This window comes from Hellea balneolensis DSM 19091, from assembly GCF_000428525.1.
Taxonomy (GTDB): Bacteria; Pseudomonadota; Alphaproteobacteria; order Caulobacterales; family Maricaulaceae; genus Hellea; species Hellea balneolensis.
The window spans coordinates 38,158-57,022 of record NZ_AUAC01000003.1 but is presented as its reverse complement, the minus strand read 5'-3'; the positions used below and the strand labels follow the sequence as shown (position 1 = coordinate 57,022).

General features: G+C 49.4%; 25 protein-coding genes. 4 read left to right on the top strand and 21 right to left on the bottom strand.

The genetic code is table 11. The annotated features are described in order from the left end of the window. Nucleotides 1-3 precede the first annotated feature (3 nt). From F569_RS16850 to F569_RS0106150, 19 genes are all read right to left on the bottom strand, one after another. Nucleotides 4-774: an ABC transporter permease gene (locus tag F569_RS16850; RefSeq protein ID WP_051279475.1), complete on the bottom strand. Its 771-nt coding sequence runs from the start codon at nucleotides 772-774 to the stop codon at nucleotides 4-6. Beyond that, nucleotides 774-1,967 carry an ABC transporter substrate-binding protein gene (locus F569_RS16845; protein ID WP_051279473.1) on the bottom strand — a complete coding sequence of 398 codons (1,194 nt, stop codon included), beginning with the start codon at nucleotides 1,965-1,967 and terminating at the stop codon, nucleotides 774-776. The genes F569_RS16850 and F569_RS16845 overlap by 1 nt, the downstream gene beginning before the upstream one ends. Nucleotide 1,968: 1 nt before the next feature. Further along, entirely contained in the window at nucleotides 1,969-2,658 is a 690-nt protein-coding gene (locus F569_RS16840) for an ABC transporter ATP-binding protein (protein ID WP_267879448.1), read from the bottom strand. Nucleotides 2,659-2,958: 300 nt separating this feature from the next. After that, nucleotides 2,959-3,621 carry a hypothetical protein gene (locus tag F569_RS0106235; protein WP_026941495.1) on the bottom strand — a complete coding sequence of 221 codons (663 nt, stop codon included), beginning with the start codon at nucleotides 3,619-3,621 and terminating at the stop codon, nucleotides 2,959-2,961. Nucleotides 3,622-3,635: 14 nt separating this feature from the next. Continuing rightward, complete coding sequence (locus F569_RS0106230) at nucleotides 3,636-5,552, bottom strand: DUF3363 domain-containing protein (protein WP_026941494.1); 1,917 nt, start codon at nucleotides 5,550-5,552, stop codon at nucleotides 3,636-3,638. 187 nt (nucleotides 5,553-5,739) lie between these two features. Further along, complete coding sequence (locus F569_RS16835; RefSeq protein WP_051279469.1) at nucleotides 5,740-6,294, bottom strand: S26 family signal peptidase; 555 nt, start codon at nucleotides 6,292-6,294, stop codon at nucleotides 5,740-5,742. Continuing rightward, a complete protein-coding gene (locus F569_RS0106215) occupies nucleotides 6,284-6,739 on the bottom strand; it encodes a DUF2840 domain-containing protein (RefSeq protein WP_026941492.1) in 456 nt (151 codons plus the stop codon). The genes F569_RS16835 and F569_RS0106215 overlap by 11 nt, the downstream gene beginning before the upstream one ends. Then, a complete protein-coding gene (locus F569_RS0106210) occupies nucleotides 6,736-6,972 on the bottom strand; it encodes a helix-turn-helix domain-containing protein (protein WP_154813662.1) in 237 nt (78 codons plus the stop codon). The genes F569_RS0106215 and F569_RS0106210 overlap by 4 nt, the downstream gene beginning before the upstream one ends. A 120-nt stretch (nucleotides 6,973-7,092) precedes the next feature. After that, nucleotides 7,093-7,893 (bottom strand): DNA -binding domain-containing protein, encoded by an 801-nt coding sequence (locus F569_RS0106205; RefSeq protein ID WP_026941490.1) that lies wholly within the window; start codon nucleotides 7,891-7,893, stop codon nucleotides 7,093-7,095. A 103-nt stretch (nucleotides 7,894-7,996) separates the two neighbouring features. Next, complete coding sequence (locus F569_RS0106200) at nucleotides 7,997-8,323, bottom strand: DUF736 domain-containing protein (protein ID WP_034387935.1); 327 nt, start codon at nucleotides 8,321-8,323, stop codon at nucleotides 7,997-7,999. A 798-nt stretch (nucleotides 8,324-9,121) separates the two neighbouring features. Then, a complete protein-coding gene (locus tag F569_RS16830; RefSeq protein ID WP_051279467.1) occupies nucleotides 9,122-10,873 on the bottom strand; it encodes a ParB/RepB/Spo0J family partition protein in 1,752 nt (583 codons plus the stop codon). Between the two features lie 9 nt (nucleotides 10,874-10,882). Then, a complete protein-coding gene (locus tag F569_RS0106185) occupies nucleotides 10,883-11,107 on the bottom strand; it encodes a hypothetical protein (RefSeq protein WP_026941488.1) in 225 nt (74 codons plus the stop codon). Next, a complete protein-coding gene (locus F569_RS0106180) occupies nucleotides 11,104-11,580 on the bottom strand; it encodes a hypothetical protein (RefSeq protein WP_026941487.1) in 477 nt (158 codons plus the stop codon). The genes F569_RS0106185 and F569_RS0106180 overlap by 4 nt, the downstream gene beginning before the upstream one ends. Then, entirely contained in the window at nucleotides 11,577-11,771 is a 195-nt protein-coding gene (locus F569_RS0106175) for a hypothetical protein (RefSeq protein ID WP_026941486.1), read from the bottom strand. The genes F569_RS0106180 and F569_RS0106175 overlap by 4 nt, the downstream gene beginning before the upstream one ends. 1 nt (nucleotide 11,772) lies before the next feature. Continuing rightward, nucleotides 11,773-12,372, bottom strand: a complete 600-nt coding sequence (locus F569_RS0106170) for an antirestriction protein ArdA (protein ID WP_084168867.1) — start codon at nucleotides 12,370-12,372, stop codon at nucleotides 11,773-11,775. Between the two features lie 722 nt (nucleotides 12,373-13,094). Beyond that, nucleotides 13,095-14,099, bottom strand: a complete 1,005-nt coding sequence (locus tag F569_RS0106160; protein WP_026941484.1) for a trypsin-like peptidase domain-containing protein — start codon at nucleotides 14,097-14,099, stop codon at nucleotides 13,095-13,097. A 20-nt stretch (nucleotides 14,100-14,119) separates the two neighbouring features. Next, nucleotides 14,120-14,293, bottom strand: a complete 174-nt coding sequence (locus tag F569_RS19515) for a hypothetical protein (protein WP_154813661.1) — start codon at nucleotides 14,291-14,293, stop codon at nucleotides 14,120-14,122. 12 nt (nucleotides 14,294-14,305) lie between these two features. After that, nucleotides 14,306-14,470 (bottom strand): hypothetical protein, encoded by a 165-nt coding sequence (locus tag F569_RS19510; protein WP_154813660.1) that lies wholly within the window; start codon nucleotides 14,468-14,470, stop codon nucleotides 14,306-14,308. Nucleotides 14,471-14,740: 270 nt separating this feature from the next. Beyond that, nucleotides 14,741-15,181: a MerR family transcriptional regulator gene (locus tag F569_RS0106150; RefSeq protein ID WP_026941483.1), complete on the bottom strand. Its 441-nt coding sequence runs from the start codon at nucleotides 15,179-15,181 to the stop codon at nucleotides 14,741-14,743. A gap of 89 nt (nucleotides 15,182-15,270) precedes the next feature. On the opposite strand from F569_RS0106150, the gene F569_RS0106145 reads away from it, so the two are divergent. Genes F569_RS0106145 through F569_RS19345 form a run of 4 tightly spaced genes read left to right on the top strand, consistent with a single transcriptional unit; the run spans nucleotide 15,271 to nucleotide 17,350 of the window. After that, on the top strand, nucleotides 15,271-15,915 hold the full coding sequence (locus F569_RS0106145) for a cation transporter (RefSeq protein ID WP_026941482.1): 645 nt from the start codon (nucleotides 15,271-15,273) through the stop codon (nucleotides 15,913-15,915). After that, a complete protein-coding gene (locus tag F569_RS0106140) occupies nucleotides 15,912-16,364 on the top strand; it encodes a methyltransferase family protein (protein WP_026941481.1) in 453 nt (150 codons plus the stop codon). Before F569_RS0106145 ends, F569_RS0106140 begins: the two co-directional genes overlap by 4 nt. 12 nt (nucleotides 16,365-16,376) lie before the next feature. Continuing rightward, nucleotides 16,377-16,949, top strand: coding sequence for a methyltransferase family protein (locus F569_RS18835; RefSeq protein ID WP_026941480.1), 573 nt, complete (start codon nucleotides 16,377-16,379; stop codon nucleotides 16,947-16,949). Continuing rightward, nucleotides 16,949-17,350, top strand: coding sequence for a DUF4345 family protein (locus F569_RS19345; protein ID WP_084168865.1), 402 nt, complete (start codon nucleotides 16,949-16,951; stop codon nucleotides 17,348-17,350). The genes F569_RS18835 and F569_RS19345 overlap by 1 nt, the downstream gene beginning before the upstream one ends. Before the next feature lie 124 nt (nucleotides 17,351-17,474). On the opposite strand, the gene F569_RS0106125 is transcribed toward F569_RS19345, so the two are convergent. Beyond that, nucleotides 17,475-18,257 (bottom strand): MauE/DoxX family redox-associated membrane protein, encoded by a 783-nt coding sequence (locus F569_RS0106125; RefSeq protein ID WP_034387930.1) that lies wholly within the window; start codon nucleotides 18,255-18,257, stop codon nucleotides 17,475-17,477. 23 nt (nucleotides 18,258-18,280) lie between these two features. Continuing rightward, nucleotides 18,281-18,814 (bottom strand): DUF305 domain-containing protein, encoded by a 534-nt coding sequence (locus F569_RS0106120; RefSeq protein WP_026941477.1) that lies wholly within the window; start codon nucleotides 18,812-18,814, stop codon nucleotides 18,281-18,283. Nucleotides 18,815-18,865: the final 51 nt, after the last annotated feature.

Genomic DNA, 18,865 nt, shown 5'->3' with positions numbered 1-18,865 from the left:
CTTTCACCAACTATACCTGGTAACCAACCATCGAAGAGGAAAGTCTAATACTACGCCAAGAAACCCAATCACTAAGATCAAAGCTGCTATAGAAGCATAATCGTTTACATCTCGAAAATCCAAAATCATATAACCTAAACCTGAAGCGACTCCCAACATTTCAGCAGGAACAATAACAATCCAAGCGACTCCCAAAGCAAGCTGCATTCCTAAGAGGATTGAAGGAATGGTGGCCCGAATTAAAATTCTTCTTAAAATGTCCCAATCGCTTCCTCCAAAACTTTTCCCAACATCTAGCCAGACCGGGTTTGCTGATGAGATTCCTCCAGCTGTACTATATACAATCGGCCAAACAGCAGCGATGAACACCAAAAAATACACGGGAGCGGAACCGATACCAAATAATATAATTGCAATTGGGGTCCATGAGAGCGGCGAAACCATTCGTAGGAGTTGAAACGGCACATAAGTAAAATGTCGAGCTGATTTAAAATAACCAATTAAGATGCCAATGGGAACACCTATAATAACCGCCGCGGCTAATGCTCCAACTAAACGTTTCATAGTTTCAATAAGACTCGTCCAAAAACGGTGATCTTTAAATAACTCAATCATCGCTTCTAAAGCGCTTATTGGCTCGAACCTATTTAAATTATTCTCAACACCATAAGTTCCCACAAACCAAATCAAAATAGTACAAATAACTCCAAGGCCACCAATAAAAATTGGCAAGCTTTTAGAAATTGCATTTGTGCTTTGCGCGGCAGAAAGCATTATTTTAACAAAACTTCATATTCTTCTTCACGGGTTTTATTAAAATCGATGGGAAGCCCAAAAGCTGTAGCGCCGCCGGCTTGTTCAAAACCAATGTTCGCCAATCTGTAATCGACAATCTCTTTTGCTATCTGTCTACCTGTTAGGCTATCAAAAGTATTTGGCATAGCCGCACTAGAATCCACTACTGTCCGACGCATAAGGTCCAGCGTAGTGCCAAATGCTGATGCAAATGGGTAAGGAGTAAAACCTACTCTCGTGACATTCCAATCTGTATGCATTATTGCCCCAGTGCCAGCTGGTCCATAAGTTTCCAAATCATTCTTGGAAATAGCGCGCTGAACAATAGGTACAGGCATTGGGAAATATCCCCCACCGTCTTTACCCAAAATTTCAGCAAGTTCCTCAGGATTGTTACCAGCCCATTTTGCAGCATTGTAGAGTGCAATAGTAACTGCTTCTGCCCAAGCAGGATCCTCGTTAATGGTGTCTTCCAGCATTACAGATTGGCAGCATGGGTGATCGCGCCAAACATCACCCGACATTTTAACTAATTTTGCTCCTGAGAGTTTCTCTGCAACTGCGCCGAAAGGCTCAGATACAGTACATCCAGCAATTGAACCATTGCGAAGGGCTTCAGGCATATCTGGTGGAGCTACCACTCGAAATGCGACTTCATTTTCCTCAAGGTCGGTTAATTCCTTACCTACAACTGGTGTCAACCCCGCTTTTCTCAATACGTCTTGAAAAATTCCAGTATGTGGAGCCCACCATGTAGGGCACCCAACTATTTTCCCTCCCAAATCAGCTATAGACTCAGTTTCTGGAGAAAGAAGCATTGCTACGACATTTGTATGATTAAATGCCACAGATTTCACCGGGACCTGCCTCGCATACTTCATGAAAATAACTTGTGGCAACAAAATATGAGTTAGTTGTATTTGTTTGGACTCAAATGCTTCCAGTAATGGCGCCCAACCTCTAATTAACACTGGCTTTTCAGATTTAATACCAGCCTCTTTAAAAAAACCTTTTGCATGTGCAACTATTAAGGGAACGCTGTCTAATATTGGTATATATGCACTTTCCAATACTTTTGACTTAGCGGTTGCTTTGGGTTTGCAAGCCGTGAGACCCAGTATTGAGGCACTCGTAGCAGCAGCACTCAGTTTAATTAGCTTACGTCGATTCATTTCAAGTCTCCAACTTTCCTTTGTTTTCACTCAACAAGTGCTGTTTCCGTGCCCTATAAATATCTTTGGTCACGGTTTTTCTTAACTGCAATATACCGAGTTCATCGTCCCTGTCATTATTATAGTGTTTGTAAATCGTTCCTGGTCTTGGACTAAGCAAAACAATACGATTAGACATCCGTAACACTTCATCGAAATCATGTGTGACTAACACAGTGGTAATGCTTCTTTTTTTAACGATTGCTAATAATTCGTTTTGAAGCTCTCTTCTTGTAATCGCATCAAGAGCAGAAAATGGTTCGTCCAATAATAAGAGATCAGGCTCGTCTACTAATGCGCGAGCAATTGCAGCCCTCTGCGCCATACCGCCTGACAATTCTTTTGGTTTAGCTGCCTCAAAACCGTTTAACCCAACCAGACGAATTGCATCATCTACGCTTTTTTTGCTTACGGCTTCACCTCTAATCTTAAAGCCTATAGCCACATTATCGAAGACCGATAACCACGGAAGAAGAGATTCACCCTGAAATACATATCCTGTATCTTTATCAATACCACGCACCTGCTTACCGTTAACAGATACTACCCCCTTGGAAGGTTTCACTAATCCAGCAGCTAACTTTAGCAAAGTAGACTTACCACAACCGCTTTCACCAATAATGCCTACGAAGTCACCTGAACGTATTTCCAGATTAAAATTCTCAACAGCTGGGGTAAATCTGCCTTTTTCCTCATAGGTTAGGCTAACATTTTCATACTGAATATTAGTAGACAGAGCTTTCTCGCGATCCTGTTTGTGAATAGACTCAGTTTTATAGTCTACATAGTATTCTAGTATTACCTAGCCCTTTTTGACCACATAGAAACACTAAGACGCAATCCCACTTTGAGCTTTTAGAATACCCAGAGCTAATCTTATCTCAGCTTCACACAACCGCAAACAACAGCTTTCAAGTTCACCCGATAATTGCAGATAACTTATGATGAAAAGCTACTTTTTGAGATGACTATGATAAGCCCAGCCGTTATTCGTAAGCACAAGGTCGTCATCTTTATATATTCTCTGGTTAGATAGCCTCTCCGGCAGCCATTCATGTTGCTTAGATAGAGCCGGATCAGTCGCCCATGGAGCAATGTCCACCAACTTATAGGTATATTGAACGTTACTGACTTTAACGCCCATTACCTCAGCCGATTCAGTGAAGCCCACAATCTCTACAACTTGCGGCGTGCCGTAACATAGCTGCCGCGCTCCCGTGCTGAAAGCTCCTGTTTCCAATGCGACGGGACGTAAGAACGTCTTTCCATTATCCGAAAACTTGTAACCAACCCAATCGGCTTTTCCTGTGACTTGCCCGCTAAAGTTTTTCGTCTCCTTTTGATAGCTGACAGCATCCAGAAGGCCCAAGTCCACAAGACCATTATAAAACGATAATTGTTTGTCCTGAACGCGGCCATCGGTTCTAAATTCTTGTATGATACCGTCCGCATTTGGCGCGCTGCCAACCCTGACGCATTGTTTCATTTGCGCGTAGTGTGCGTTTAACGCCGCTTCAAAGCTGGCTTCATTTGCGGCCTTCGGATCATTGCCGCAAGCTGTGACTAAGAGCGCAGCTCCTGACAATAGCAAAAGCGCTTTAATTGAAAAAGTCATAGTCCTACCTCCGTTTATGAAATGCTTTGTCCTCTTGCCTTTGTCAGCGTCCATGAAATCGACTGATCTTTCATCACGCCTGAAATTGATTTGCCCAAATTTCTGTCCATCGTCTCTCGCCACGGCACGAGCGTAAATTCTTTCGATTTTTCAATGACGGCATATTTACCGCTCGGCCTCCGCACGGCCTTCCGATATACGCCGGAAATGCGTCCCGATTGCGGCGCTGACTTATACGGCTTCCCAAACACATCACTCAAAGCTTCACCCGCCGCATCAAGATCTAATTTTTCAAGAGTGTCCAGCGTGCTTTGTGTGACCCCGGACGATCTTTGAATGAGCTTTTGAGAGAGTAAGAATTTTTGACGCTGGGCTTTTAGAGCCTCAACCTCTTGCCCAAAACCTGATGAGTGACTTTCGCTTTTTTCTGACATGAGTTCGGTATCGAGCCAGGTCTTCCCCAAAGTCGTAGAAAGCTCCGCCAATGGCTCGCGCGCGCGAATGTCTAGCCGCACAGGATTACCATAACCGCGTGACTTTTCGTATTTGGCCGCGCGTTTGAGATAATCTTTTGGGACAGCCCATGACCCGTCTGAATTGCGCTCCGCATGACCAAGTCTCCGCATGGCTTCAAGGCGCCTGACATGCGCTTTGATAAATTCTTCACGAGCGCTGGGGTCGCTCATTTCGTGATAGGATGGGCTGTATATTCCGCCGCGCTTAGACGCGATATCTGCAATGGTGTGATCTGAGCTTTTAGGCGCGTAACTTTGCGGCCCTGCTGTAACGACCATGCCGCGCTCTATCTGAGCGGTATTAGCTTCTCTGCCTGTCTCAACAAATAGAGCCTCGCCCTGCATCGTGTCTAAAACGATGAAGCTTCGGTCATTGACATCATCAAGAATGCCCTTTTCGATAACTCTGCCGGTAATCGGCTGGGCGTAATTTGCCATAGGGTCGTATATCGGTTCACCATTTTGGCTGCGGGCGAGTTTCACGCGCGTCATGGTGCGGTGAAAAGCTTTGAGGATGTCGCCGCGATCTCCCATACGCCGAAGCGTGCGCTCAAGATTGTCATCAAGCCGCCATTTCCCAAAGCCTACTTTTTCGGCCAGTCCCATTGAGCTTAAATGTTTCACGCGCCATTTCTCAAACCGCTGTGACCAGTCTGACCCGTCGAGCGGCAGTTTCGAGAGCTCTACTATTTGGTTTTCAGCCTTTGCCAGCAAGTCTCGGTCGATAGAAGTAAAACGATCATGCCTAACGGAAAGCGCTAATTTCTTCGCCACATCAATATGATTGGTCGGCCCTAGCTCCAATGTCGCAACATGCTCGGCAGCTTCTCGCATGCCGTGAGAGATATAGTCCCTCGGAATGATAAGAACTGACCCGTTGTCCCTGACGCCGCGGATCACAACATGACTGTGGGGATTAGCCGTGTCGTAATGGTTGGCGGCCACCCAATCGAGCTTCGTATCTAAATCGCGCTCCATCTGCGCCATGACGTTTCGGGTATAGGTGCGAAGATCACCCAGCTCTTTTCCGTCTTCAGGCGAGACGATCACGCGGAACTGATGTCTGTCATCAATACCGCGCTCATGAAATTCCTCACCATCAAGAAACACCTCATCACGGCTATAGAGAATACCTTTCTCGCCTTCGCGGGCAGCGCTGTCTCTCTGGATGTAATCCAGATGATGCCGCTGCGCATCTTTGCCATATGCCCCCATCTTCACGAGATGCACTTTGACGATGACGCGCCGCGAGAAATATTGCTCGGTAACAGGCCCTCTCTTGACCCGTCCGCCAGCAGAGCGCGATGAACGCTGCGCCGCCCGCCTCACTTGTCCGGCAAAGCTCACAAAACGCCCCGTTCCGTTGGGAGAGAGAATTTTGCCAAGGCGGACATTGAATTGGTTTTCGCCGCTCACAACAAAAGCTCCGAAATTTGCCCAAAACAGGCTAAATCAATCCACGTCCCGGCCTTTTTTTCAGGCCCTATGGGGGATCGCGCCGAATCCACGTCCCGGCCCCAACCCCTCGCGTCCCGCGAAAAAAGATGTGCAGACAATGGCTTAGGCCATTTTGGGCCGCGCCCTTTATCTTGCCCTCTTAAATTCACCCCTCAAACCCCGCTAAATCAGGCTTTTCCGACGCTTTAAGATTCTTTGGATTTTCCAGATATTCAACGACTCCCAAAATATTCTTGGCGCGAACAGGTCCAAAATACCGACTATCAAAACCCGTCTGCACATCGGGGGACAGCAACATATACTCACCCGATCCAAGGACAATACAGCCCGACTTTTGAGGCATATCACGTCCCAAAACATCCTGCCCCAGCACGGGAATATCAGGACGTTTTGGGACACTAACCGATTGATTATTGTAACAGACCTCATCCCCATGGACGGCCCAGACCGTCTTTATGAGAGGGTAATCATAAGGCAGATAGCCCCGCTTATCCGCTAACTTTCGCGCCCATTCTGGACCATAGGCTGCAACTTGCGCCCCTAAAATAACAGGCTCATCGGGCTTCAAGCGATACCATCCAACCGCTGCGCTCTCGCTTGGATTATAAAGCAAAACAGGCTTTGGCGGGAATATAATCTGTCCCGCTGTTCCAATTATGGCGAGTGTCATCACGCCGGCAATGAGGCCCTTAAATAACATTTTGCGCCTCTATCAATGAGGCGTCAGGCCGCAAACCCGATACAGTTCTTCGCATGGATAGGTCGTTTTGAAAGGCAATCCAGTAACCTTCAGAGAGCATTTCAATGGGCTGTGACACCGATTTCTCAACGTCATCGAGCGCAACTAAAGCCCGTTTCACAGCTTGTGTGCCGGTGAATGCGGCTAGAACTTTAATGGCGGGAGTCACACCGGGCACGCGCGTGAGCAGGCCTGGGCTTTGTGTTTTCAATATGAAGAAACGCCAATCCTGTGTGCCATATTCATTGGCCCGCCATCTGATATATCCGAGCGTTACGCCTGGCTCAAAGCAATTCAGCTTACGGTATTTATCAAGTGCGAGGGTTGAACAGGGGCTTCCAAACCTAATGCGGTGGTTCAATTTGTCTCTGACAAAGTGGCACTGAATGAGCGTTAAATGACTCACAGCTTAGCCGCTGTTACGCTTGACCAGTCGCGTAGATCGTCACGATGATAACAAATTGAGCCGCCATGCTTTCGGTATACCGGGCCTGTCTTATTTGATCGATAATTGGCTAATGTGCGTTCATCAAGCCGTAAAAAGACGGCGGCCTCATCGGGTAACAAGAACGGACTTGGCACATCATTTAGAAGTATTTTTCTTCGCGGAATATTCTTTCTTTTTAAACTCTCGCCCATTCTAGCCTCACACCATTCACCGTGCCTACGCCTTACCACGCATGTTCACGCAACGAATCAAGACACAACTTTGGAGAGATTGGGAGTCACGTTTTTGGGACGTTCAGTAAACGATACCCCTTACAAAGTTTTCTTAGGTAATAAGCTTTGGTAGTCTTGGGCGACCATACGCTCCCCGAATTTGTACGCGCGAATAGAGCGGCCTTTAAGAAATCTTCCTGTGGAATCCCAGTCCTGCTGCACATTTTCGACCCCAAACAGCGCTATGGCGACATCTTTGTAAGAGCCGCCTTTGGCCCGAATATCATAGGCGAGAAGTGCATTTCTCATCTTTGCGAATGCTTTTTGCCGCCCTAATAATTTGAAATTATCAGACCCGTTTCGGCTGAGTGACGTGAGTTGGCGCAGGGCATCAATGCGTCTTCGGGCGCCTTTTCCGCCATCAATCAGCACGGAAAACGGTTGATCTTCATCTGCAATATGCTTGGGTTTTCCTGATATTTGCAGCCAAAAATCAGGTGATTTAATCACACTTATACGTGTTCCATTCGCTTTTACATAGTGCTGCTTACCGCAATCAAAATTTGATAATTTGAAAGAGTTCGTATCATTATTGCGGGAAGTCTTACTGTGATAATGAACAGATAATGCACCGGGGAACGCGTCCTGACGCCATATAACTAAAGCATCCAATCCTGCGGATTGTGGTGACTCAAAGCACTCTAATCCCCAACGATGTGCCAGATTATCTGTGACAGCTTCGTATCGAAGCTGACTGTTATTTGTAATTTCCGACGGGTCTCGCGACGACATATCAACATTATAATCGCGAGCATACTCGCTATTGCGCCGCAAATAATCCCACGCATATCCTGCATATGTTTCGGATGCAGGCCCCAATATCTGGGTCAGCCCTGTCATATATTTTATACTAACGAGCGACCTCTTTGGTTTCAATCGCAAATTGTGACCATGAAAAAACCCGCATCAGCGTGAGCCAATGCGGGTCTGGGGCGCTAGGGATTTAATCGTCTTGCGGGTTCCAGAGGATTGCAAATTCATCCGCCTCTTTGCCGTAAGCCTGCCCAAGATTGGCGTAAACTTTACGCGGGCCGAGGGTCGGATGAGCGAAGGTGAGCGAGATATACTCTTTACCGCTTACTTCGCCGGTCTTGAACCAGCCGCCGCCAAGTTCTTGTCCGCGTGCGTCAACAATCCGAAAGTCGGGCTGTTTCTCGCTCTCTTTATTGTCATTAGCGACAATGTTGATGCGGGACGTGCCGCCGAGGTTAAGGGTGCCTTGAAAGTTACCCACTTCATTTTTCGTTACATATCCAAGTGCTTGTGCCATGGTTTCAGTCTCCAAATTATGTCAGCGAAATCTTGGGAGCCAATCTCCCTGCTGACAAGAACCGCCCGCTCAAGTTCTGATTTGCAGAGGTGCGAAGCATCCCGGAACGCAGTGGAGATAGGCCAAAGGGGCGCTCTTTTGTTTCGCGATGAATTTGCGTTTGCGCAGCAAACGCGGAGAGGAAAAGAGTGACCCTTAGGGAACCGGTGGCCTATTCGGCAAAGCAGGTTTTGTGCAGGTTATTTTGACATCAGCAGGGAATTTGGCTCCCTCTTCCTATTTTGTTGATATGATTTTGAGACGCGTGGGATCATGGTGCAGGCATTTGGATATGCCCTTACTAAACTTGATGGGGGTCACTTGAATGACTCACTGAACCTTGGTGGCTCTATCCTGCTTCACCATTGTCGCCCCCTATGACAATGAAGAGAGCGGGAAATAGCCCTCCGATCTTGAGGCCCATTGACGTGCGCGGCCAGAAATTTGGCGGCTCTGTGCTGGCTTCAAGACCGCGATGTGAGCGGAAAAGCCCTGTTTCTCTCGCCAGCCTTCGCCCATCTGATCCTCGGACCGCGTAAAGTTCCCCGCCAATCTTAGGCAGGTTTACGGCAGAGAGGCTCTATGTATTTGCCCCTCTGGAACCCGTAAGACGTCTCAATCCATATGCGCCTTTAGACCCGCATTAGCTCACGCTGATGCGGATTTCTGTTGGAGGCGCAATTTGCGTTTTGATGGCCCTACAAAAAGCAAAGCCCCCGCCATTGGCGAGGGCTTTTCAGTCTAACCTTGGGCGTCCGCTCAAGCGGGGCTGAACAGCTTTTCAAGTCCGCGCGAGGCCTCCGCAGGGGCGCACCCTTTGACCGCTTTGTAAGGCTTGGCAGGGAAAGCCGCCCATCTTGGTAGCCAGTCAGGGCTAGCGGTTTCAACTCCGTGACCCGCTATACGGTTCTTGATAATCTGCTTTTGCAGTTTCGCTGTGTCTGTCACCGCCCCATCGGCGCAGGACTTTCCGGCAATCTCTTTGACCATTGCGTTAATCGTGGGCTTGTCGCGCAAGATGTCAAAGAACGCATCATCAGGCGACCAGTAGTCGCCAAAGTCGGGGGTGGTTAGCAAGCCAATCGCTTCAACCTCACTGCTATCCACGGCCAATGTCTCGCAGAGACAGAAGGCTTGGACGCGCATAACATCGGCATCCTCAAGCGTGATAAGCCGCGCAAAAATCTCGCAGAGATTATGCGGGCTATAGTGACGGTGATAGATTTGCGGGTGCTCTCCCGTCAATCCTACAAGGTCGCAGACCGCTTGGCGTTCCTCGGCCAGTAAGCCTTCCGCCTTACTGCTTTCCACACTGGCTTGCGTTTCTGGCTTGCGGCTTCGGGGACTTTTGCCATCGATTTTCCAGTTCCGCGCTCCGCATATCATATGCGCCACAGACAGACGCAACGCTAAGTCTGGCCGTTTAATTAACTCCGCTCGTGCGATGCTGTGGCGGTGTAAGTTGATGTAGTCGGACATCGGACCTGACATTTCAGGCTTGCTTGTCTTGGACGCTTTGCCGCCCTCGGACTCGCCATTCGATAAGGCGCGGCGTATTTTCTGCGCCTCGTCGTCCGTGATATAGCCCTCATAGAAAGTGACTTCGCCGCTCTCGCGGACTTCCACATAAATCCGTCCACCTTGCTCTTTGGGATGGTGGACATAGCTATATTGGGGAAAGTAATGGCCCCGCTCTCCGAGTATGACCTCTTTCCAACCATCGGCTTTGTAGCTTTCCACGGCCTCGGCAATGGAGGCGTTTTGGGCCTCCCAAAAATGCTCCACATCGGCAAATTGCCCATGCTCTCCGAATAGGTCTGTGAGGATTGTTCCGCTATAGGCGCTCACATCAAACAAGGCTTTGTCTGTGGTGATAACCCCGCCGCCTGTGAGCCACGCCTTCAATTGCTGACCTGTCGGGCAGTAGTCATCCGAATTAAACAACTCTAACCATGCGGCCTGTTGTTCTTCCGTGGCCATTGTCAAAACACGGATAGAAGCCGCGTCGATTTGTTGATTAGTGTAAGCCTCTTTGACCTCTGGAATCAAAGCCCCCAAGGCCAAACGCCGCTTCACAGAATTAGCCGTGATGCCAAACACGGCGGCAATATCGTCAATGCTTTGGCCTTTATCGGCCAAGACTTTGAACGCCTCATATTGCTCCATTTCAGTCGGCGCGAGACGCGCCACGTTTTCAATAATGCTTGTCTCAATGGCGAGGGCATCATCTTTTGCGTCCATGACGCAACACGGCACATCAGCGATTTTGGTTCCGTCCTCGGCAATCGCGGCAAGACAGAAATGACGGCGGCGTCCTGCGACGATGCCGTATTTAGGTTTTTTCGCTGTGCCGCCCTCACGGCGCACAATCAATGGCTGACGGATGCCACGCTCTTTGATGCTCGGCAGAATATCGTCAATCTCGGGGGCCGTTTCGCTATGCCGCATATTGAGTTCGGATATATGCAATTGAGAGAAGGGAATAAATTTTAAGTCGAAGGGTTTGCTCATGGGAGCCTCCTATTTTGAGTTTGAAATGAGGTCTAACAAGTCGATTTGCGCACGGCCGACCTCGTCGAATAAGCCGTGGTCACATGGTTTTTGAACTGCGGATGCGTTGCGTTTGGGAGTCATGGGATGCGTGGTTCGGGCGGTCAGTTTTTCGCCCAAAGTGACGGGGCGCACCCCATCAATCAGGCTCTGCGTTCCGACTTCCGTCGACTCATATTCGCGCGACTTGGTCACGCGACTGCTTCCGTTTGGCAAAGAATAGCGCATTGCTGCGCCCGTTCTGCTTTTGCCTCGGTTATCGCTTCGGACAGCAACTCGTTTGCGACCTCGGACAGATAAGCGTTATCACTATCGGGATAATTCGCTTCGATGCCCCAAAGGCTTGACGCGTGGTCGGTGAGGACTAGGCCATCAATCGCAACGGATAGAATGACGCCGCAATAAAACCACTCGTCATTTTTCCAAGCGGCCATGACGCGCTCGGCTTTGGCTTGGGCCGTGTCAAAGCGATCCCGCCACCCATTCCCTGCACCGATAAATCCTGCGTTATTTGGGTATAGGCTCGGCCAGAATCCATCTTGTCGCTCGTCGGGTGGGTCCGGTGTTTCGTCATGGGCAATACGGGCCGTGACGGTGTAACCGTCCACGGTGCATTTGATGGTGTCGCCAATGCAGACATAATCATCAAATTGGAGCAAAAAGGTCATGCTACCCTCCGCAACTCAAACCCTGCGCTGTCGCAAAGTTCGCGTAATTTGGTGGAGTCTTGGGCGTCCAGTTCATCACCCATTTGGGTGTAAATCGTGCCTTGGCGCAAAGCATTATGCCGCTTCACGACATGGCTCCACCGATACGGGCCATGTCCATCCTCGCGGGGCTTAACTTGATAACGGGCCATCTTAATGCGCCCAAAAAATATGAACGGAACTCCCGACCTCGAACGTCAGAAAATCGCCTGACTGCTCATAGTCGTGCGCCATCGCTTTATAGTCGATATAGGGCGCAAGACGTTCGGGAATTGTCTCGCCCGTCTGCTCGGTCAGTTCCTCGGCGTAAGCCTCTAGGCTGTCATACTCTCCCGCATATTCATCAAAGCGGGCTTTTGCGTCCTCAATGTTGCCGCCGTAATAATTGAGAACCTGCGCCCCCAATTCTCCGCGCTCTCTGATAAAGTCGGCAAGCTCCACAACATTGGCAAAGCTGTAATACTCTCCAACCTCTGCACCTTCAAAACCTTCATAATCATGGATTGCCCATTCTTCGGCCTCGTCTATGGGGGACGCAAACAACATCGCTTGCACCGCTTCCCAAATGCTCGCCTCGTCCGTGACGTTTAACCATTCGCCGTGCAAATGGCCGTTATTATAGGCGGCAAGGCAAGCGACATAGATGTGGATAGGGTCTGGCTGTGGGGCTTCGGTCTGGTCATGGTCTGGCGGGGGTAAGCGCGGCGGCTCGTGGTCAAAGGGGGTCTGGCTCTCGGCTTGGCAAATTGTCATCGGTCTGGTCTCCAATGCCGCTCCCTAGATGGGCGCGCCCCGCGCCCACCCTTGACGAAAGAATGGGACGCGGCACGTTCCCCCCGCAGGGGGGCGGGGGGAAGCGGCAAGAGGCCAGTCCAGCGACGGGTAAAAAGGCGCGCCGCAAGGTTTTTGGTATGAGAACTTAAAGAGACCCAGACGACTTTGGCCAAAGGCCTTGCGGCGGGACTGCCCGTCGCCAGATTGGCCGACCGCTTCCCGCCGACCCCCGAGGAGGGAACACAATAAAAAAGACGGCCCGCCAAGGGCCGCCCGTATGATTAAATTACAGCACGCGCGTCACTGTGCTGGCTTAAATATTGAAACACGTAAGCGAGCGACCCCTAAAGCGAAGCGACCGGGACGCGCGAGCGAAGACAGGCGCCAAGCGGCCCTTGGACGCAGTTCAAAGGTTGCGCAGGCCTGCAGCCCTGTCGCCGCTTAGAGCGCGGGCCGAGTCAGACCCGGCGGAACGTCGGGATGAGCGGCGCGGGATCGGCGTTCTTCACTTTCGCTTCGCGAAAATGAAGGGGGCAAGCGTGTGTCGGGATGCGGAATTGTCCGCGCGTTAGCCGGACGCCTGAGTTGAAGGCTGCGATAGCAGCAGCGTCAGGGATGAAAGCCGAATGGCGGAAACCGCAAAGCGGGTTCCGTTCACGCCAGCCCGGCCCGTAGCGATAGCGAAGGGAGACGCCCAAATACTAAATCGAAATGTTATCACCCGTGATAGGATTAAATGTCACGAGACGGCCTTCCGGCATTTGAACATCGACGCCCAAAATACAAAAAGCCGTGACATTATCTTTGTCATCAATCTGTGCATGACCCTTGAACCAACCGGGATTGGTTCGATCAATATGAGGTAAGAAGCTGGGCAAGATGTGCGCTCCTGTAAATATAGCTGCTGAGGAAATAACATCCTGAGTTTTAGAGGCTGTCGCACTCGTACTTACAACGCCTATGACGTTTCCCGACCTATCAAACACGGGGCCTCCACTCATGCCTCCAGGCCAATCAGCCTTTACACGGATCAAAGGCCAGGGCCGTGTTGACTTAGGATCAAATGCGACGACCTCAGTAACCCGGCCTATCGACGCAAACAGCTTCGCTTCCAAAAAATCATCATCAGATTTCAGTTTTCCCTCTGGTGATAAATCAAGATTTGCATATCCCAATCCCATGACCTCATCGCCAACTTGGGGAGTGACGCCTCGTAATTTCAAAGGCCAGTAAGGTATCTCAGTCTTATCGCTTGGAGGGATATTCAGCCCTAAGAGCTCATTTAGGTTTACGGTTGTTCTCCGGCCAGAAAAATCAGCCGGGTTTTCTCTTCCCCCGAATAGACCCGCTAAATGGGTAATAGGCCGCCAGCTTGTAGGAGAGATAGGTTGCGGACTTCCGTAAACAGCTAATGGCACTTCTAAAGCACTAATCGCTATATCTTCACTGGCAGCAAGTTTTTCGCCCTTGGCTATTTCGTCAAAATCAGCCCACATACGATCCAGAATATGGAAGGCTGTCAGGCACCAACTATTGGGATCAACTCTGAACGAGGTTCCCAGACCGATTACCCTTTCTGAGGTTTTAGAATTATGGGTAAAGATTGGAAGGCATCTGGATTTAAGGTCCCAATTCTCCGTTAAAATAAGTCCACGCTCATCTTTGTTTGATTTATCTATAACGTCGAATGGATTTACAAATCTCATATTCCGAAAACTTTCTAAACTTACCCTCTAATGCTCACCCAAATGCCCCATCCCAATAGTCCCCAAAACAAAACCGCAAACACATAGACCATTGGCCCGTTAATCAGACGATCCATAAAATTATCAAACTTAACCTGACGCGGTGTGCGTTTAGCTAAAGCCTCTCTTATCGCTGCTTTGGTATACCCATCCACGCTCTTGCCTAGCTATCTAACTTTGCTGATTTTTTTGCACGCCCGAATAATCGCCTCACGTCCATCATAGGTCTCAATCATTGAAAACGCTTCAAGCAAACGGACCCTTTGCTCAGACTCTAAATCAAGTTCAGTTTTTCGCTGTATATCAGGATCCGCATTTTCAGGGTCCGGCATATCAAGTCTCCGCAGTAGCCGGAGATCACCAGAACGGGCGACCAAGCCACCCGTGCGTAGTGTTTGGGCAAGCCTTGGACATTCCTACGCCCTCCGGCCGAAACCGGAGACACGCAAAAACAGGACGTGCCCAATCAGGGCCGTCTTGGTCGTCAGAGGAGCTGGTGAACTCCACGCACTGATTTGGCAGTGCGTGGCGTAAAGTTAGGGCAGTGCCTAAAAAACCGCAATTAAAAAGACATCGATCCGCGCAAATAGTATTTGTTTCTCTTATGCTGAGAGCCCTTTGGCGTCATGCCCATCAAGACACAGTCCATGATCACTTAAACTTTCAAGGACTTTACAACTGGCTATAGTGCCTCCTTCGCAAGCAGAAATCATACGTTTCAACTCGCCCTCAAGGGCCTCCAATTGAGAAAGCTTTAGGCGCACATTAGCGAGTTGACGCCGCGCGATGGCATCAACATGGGCGCAATCTTCACCCGGTTGGTGCTGTAAATCTATCAGGTCTCGAATGGAGTCGATAGGAAACCCCAAATCACGTGCATGCCTAATAAAGGAAAGCCGCTGAACAGCTTCGTCATCATAAAGCCTTTGGCCGCTTGTGCTGCGATCAGGCACTCCCATTAAGTTGATAGACTCATAATAGCGTATTGTTGTGACTTTTACGCCAGCAGCTTTGGATAATCGCCCAATTGTCATTTGCTTCATTTAGAGCCCTCCTTAAAAAAAACCTTGCCTCTACAGTCGCTGTAGACTGTAGGTTTATGGCATTCGTTGTCAATTGACTGGAGCCAACAATGTCCGACTGCTGTGATACCAATGCGTTTGATGGCGCTTCGCCTGCTTATAGGCGGGCACTTATCGCTGTGATCGCGATTAACGCTGTCATGTTTTGCGTTGAAATGAGCGCAGGTGTTCTATCTGGCTCGCAAGCCTTGAAAGCGGACGCCTTAGACTTTGCCGGGGATACGGCCACCTATGGCCTAAGCCTGTTTGTTATCGGGGCCTCTTTGCAAACGCGGGCACGCGCCTCTCTCATTAAAGGCGCGTCTTTAGCTTTAATTGCATTGGCCGTCCTGGGGATGACCGTATTTCGTGTCGTGAATGGCGGCACGCCGGAAGCCTCTACAATGGGTCTCATCGGGGCCTTGGCGCTAGCCGCAAATTTGACAAGCCTCGTTATCTTAATGCGTTGGCGCGATGGCGACAGCAATGTGCGGTCTGTCTGGCTGTGCTCGCGCAATGACGCCATTGGCAATGTCGGCGTCATTGCCGCTGGAGGATTGGTAGCCGCCACAGGGTCGGCATGGCCAGATCTCGTCGTGGCGGCGCTCTTGGCCACATTGTTCATGAAATCAGCCATTGCGATTATCACGCAAGCACGTGCGGAATTAAAATCAGTTCCTGTTTGTGACATTCCTAATTCGGAGAAAACATCATGAAACTGCGCATACCTCCTATCCTTCAATTTTTCCTATGCGGCGCGCTGGCTATGCTCGTCTCTCATTACTTGCCAAGCTTGAGCTATAACAGTTCCATTCTAAAAATTCCGGCTTACGTCATTGGCCTAGCAGGTACTCTACTTCTTCTTATGGCCGTCGCCGCTTTCGTGAAAGCTCAGACAACCGTCAATCCGCATAAACCTGAAACAGCCTCAAAGCTCGTCACAACAGGTCTTTACCGTATCTCCCGAAATCCGATGTATCTTGCCATGGCGATGCTCCTCATAGCCGGTGCTACACTTTTGGGGAATTGGGCGGCTTTCATTGGCCCTGTCGTCTTTGTAGCCATAATCACATATTTACAGATCAAGCCTGAGGAAGCGGTTTTGACAGGTCAATTTGGTGAGGCCTACACAGCCTATTGCCAACAAACGCGCCGCTGGATTTAAGGGAGGCGATTGATGTTCGATGTACCGTCATGGGCGCACTGGCTGGCATTAGGTCTTTCCCTTTCAGGGGTAATGGCGATTTTTGTGCTCTCGGCTATTGCGTCCTTGCGAGATGATTTTCAATTTTTCCCGCCGCCAAGTAAAAAGAGTTGGCAACATAAAACCTTTCTGGGGCTATTTCGCCTCTACCTCTATCCACTGATCATTCTCACAATGCTCATATTTGAACCGCTCGAGGGTACACGCGCTTGGGCGCAATATTCCATCGGCGGCCTATTGCTCCTTATTGGATTCGGGATGGCCATCCGCATCACGCTTTATATGGGATGGCGCAATGCTTTCGGTGAAAAGCTTGGATTAATGACAACCGGCTGGTTCGGGTGGAGCCGTAACCCTATCTATGTTTTCACTTGGCTCGGGCTGATGGGCTGGGCGTTGCTCGCCAATTCATGGGATATAACGCTTCTGCTCGGCGCATGGATCGTCATGTACCTTGTCGCGCCAATGTTCGAAGAGCCCTGGCTGGAGAAGCAATACGGCGACGATTATCGAAAATATAAACGAAATGTCCCGAGGTTCTTTTAATACCAGTAAATGCCCCAAACACGACCGCTCGGAACATAGCGTATATAGTAGGTACTCTGTTACTTGCCTTGGGGGTGATTACTCTCATCCATCCGCAAATAATGGGACGTTACGGGCTGAACGCAAATACCACACATTCAATTATGTCAATACGCTCTTTAATTGGCGGCTCAGAAATAGGAATTGGCGGTTTTATATTATTGGGCGGCAAGCTTAGTGTCTCAATTCGAGCTCGCCTTTTGTTCGCAATGTTTCTGTTCGGCGGGATTGTCCTAGCGAGACTGGTTTCCATTGCTTTCTCAGGCGCAACAATTCCCGAGATGATTATGCGGGAACTCATCGCTGAACTCTTTTTAATTGGTCTTATTTTTGTTGGTCTAAAGAACGTAGCCCGGAGTTAAACAGCTTCATTAAACAAGCTTGTTAATATTCACAAAAGCTCCCTGTTGAAGTCTCGATGATCCTCATAACGGACCTCGGCATATTCTAAAAGCAGATCTCTTCATAGCGAGTATTCGTTGGCCGTTAAGCCACCGCTTTCACAATCATCCAAATCCCCATACCCATCATGGCGAGGTTTTCAGACAGTGAGATGAAGCCGAGCGGCACATTCGCCCCGCCGCCAACGCAAGCGCATTTGAGATCACGTTTGTCGATATACACAGCCTTAATCACAGAAATCGCCCCGATTGTCCCGATAAACAACGCGATTGGCGCGGCGATCAAACCAAATATTCCGCCAGCGACCATGAGGATTGCCGCGAGCGCTTCTCCAAAGGGATAGGCATAGGCATAGCGCACAACCTTACGGGCAAGAATATCATAGCCGAGAAACATATTGGCGAACGAGTCTAAGTCCCGCAATTTGAGCATGGCCAGCATACCCATGGAAAATGCAATGAACCACTCGACAGATCTGAGTATGAAGATGTCCCCGAGCGTTGCCCAACTTGCCGCAATGGCCAGTAAGGCGGATACGGCAAAGACGACAAGCACGGGCGTGTAAGTTTTCTTATCCGGGTCTTTCGTCTCATACCCAAAATGCTCACGTAAATCATCAAAGCCGCCTATGCGTTCGCCTTCTATGAAGGTCTGCGGGGTGGTTTTAACATCATGCTTGTCTTTAAACGCATCTGTCTCGGCGCGGTTCGTCAGCCAGTTGTCCTCAACCTCGAACCCTTTACGCTTTAGCAAATCCACCGTCTTTAGACCGAATGGGCAGATATGCTCATCCGTCACCATGCGGTAAACGACGGCTTTTTTGCCTTGCCCGGTGTCTTTTACCGTCAGCTCTTCTGCGATACTCATAAATGCCTCCTAGTAATTAGGGCTTAGTCTTGCGGGCTCAGTTGGCCTTCAAAATCCGGCACCGTTCTTGCGCTGGCTTCAGACTCAGTTGTGGCCACTCCATTCTCGGCAATATCTTGGATAAGCCAGTCCATTTCTTTGATTTCACGGCGCTGGGCTTTGATAATCTCATCGGCCAATTCCCGCACGCGCACATCTTCAATTTCGGCGCGTTCACTGGTCAAAATGGCAATTGAATGATGCGGGATCATGGCGCGCATCCAAGACTTGTCCTGCACAGTTTCCTGAGAGCGAACAAAGAACAATCCTGCAGCAAATATCACGGCGCTGCCGATGAAAATGCTAAGATTTAGTTTCTTGTTTTTATACATGCCAAGCATGAACAAAAGCATGATTATTGCCATAGCTGCGCCCATATAAATCGCCATGAAGGTTCGCGTTTCAGAAAAGCGGACATGCCCAAACTCGTAACTGTTCAGATACATCAATCCGAACATCACGAGTGTTGATGTGCCGATCATGGCAAAGAATGTGCCGTAATTGCTTTTGTTTTTCATTTCCATTCTAGTCTCCTGCTTATACCTCTATAGGGTATAATGCACAAAAGC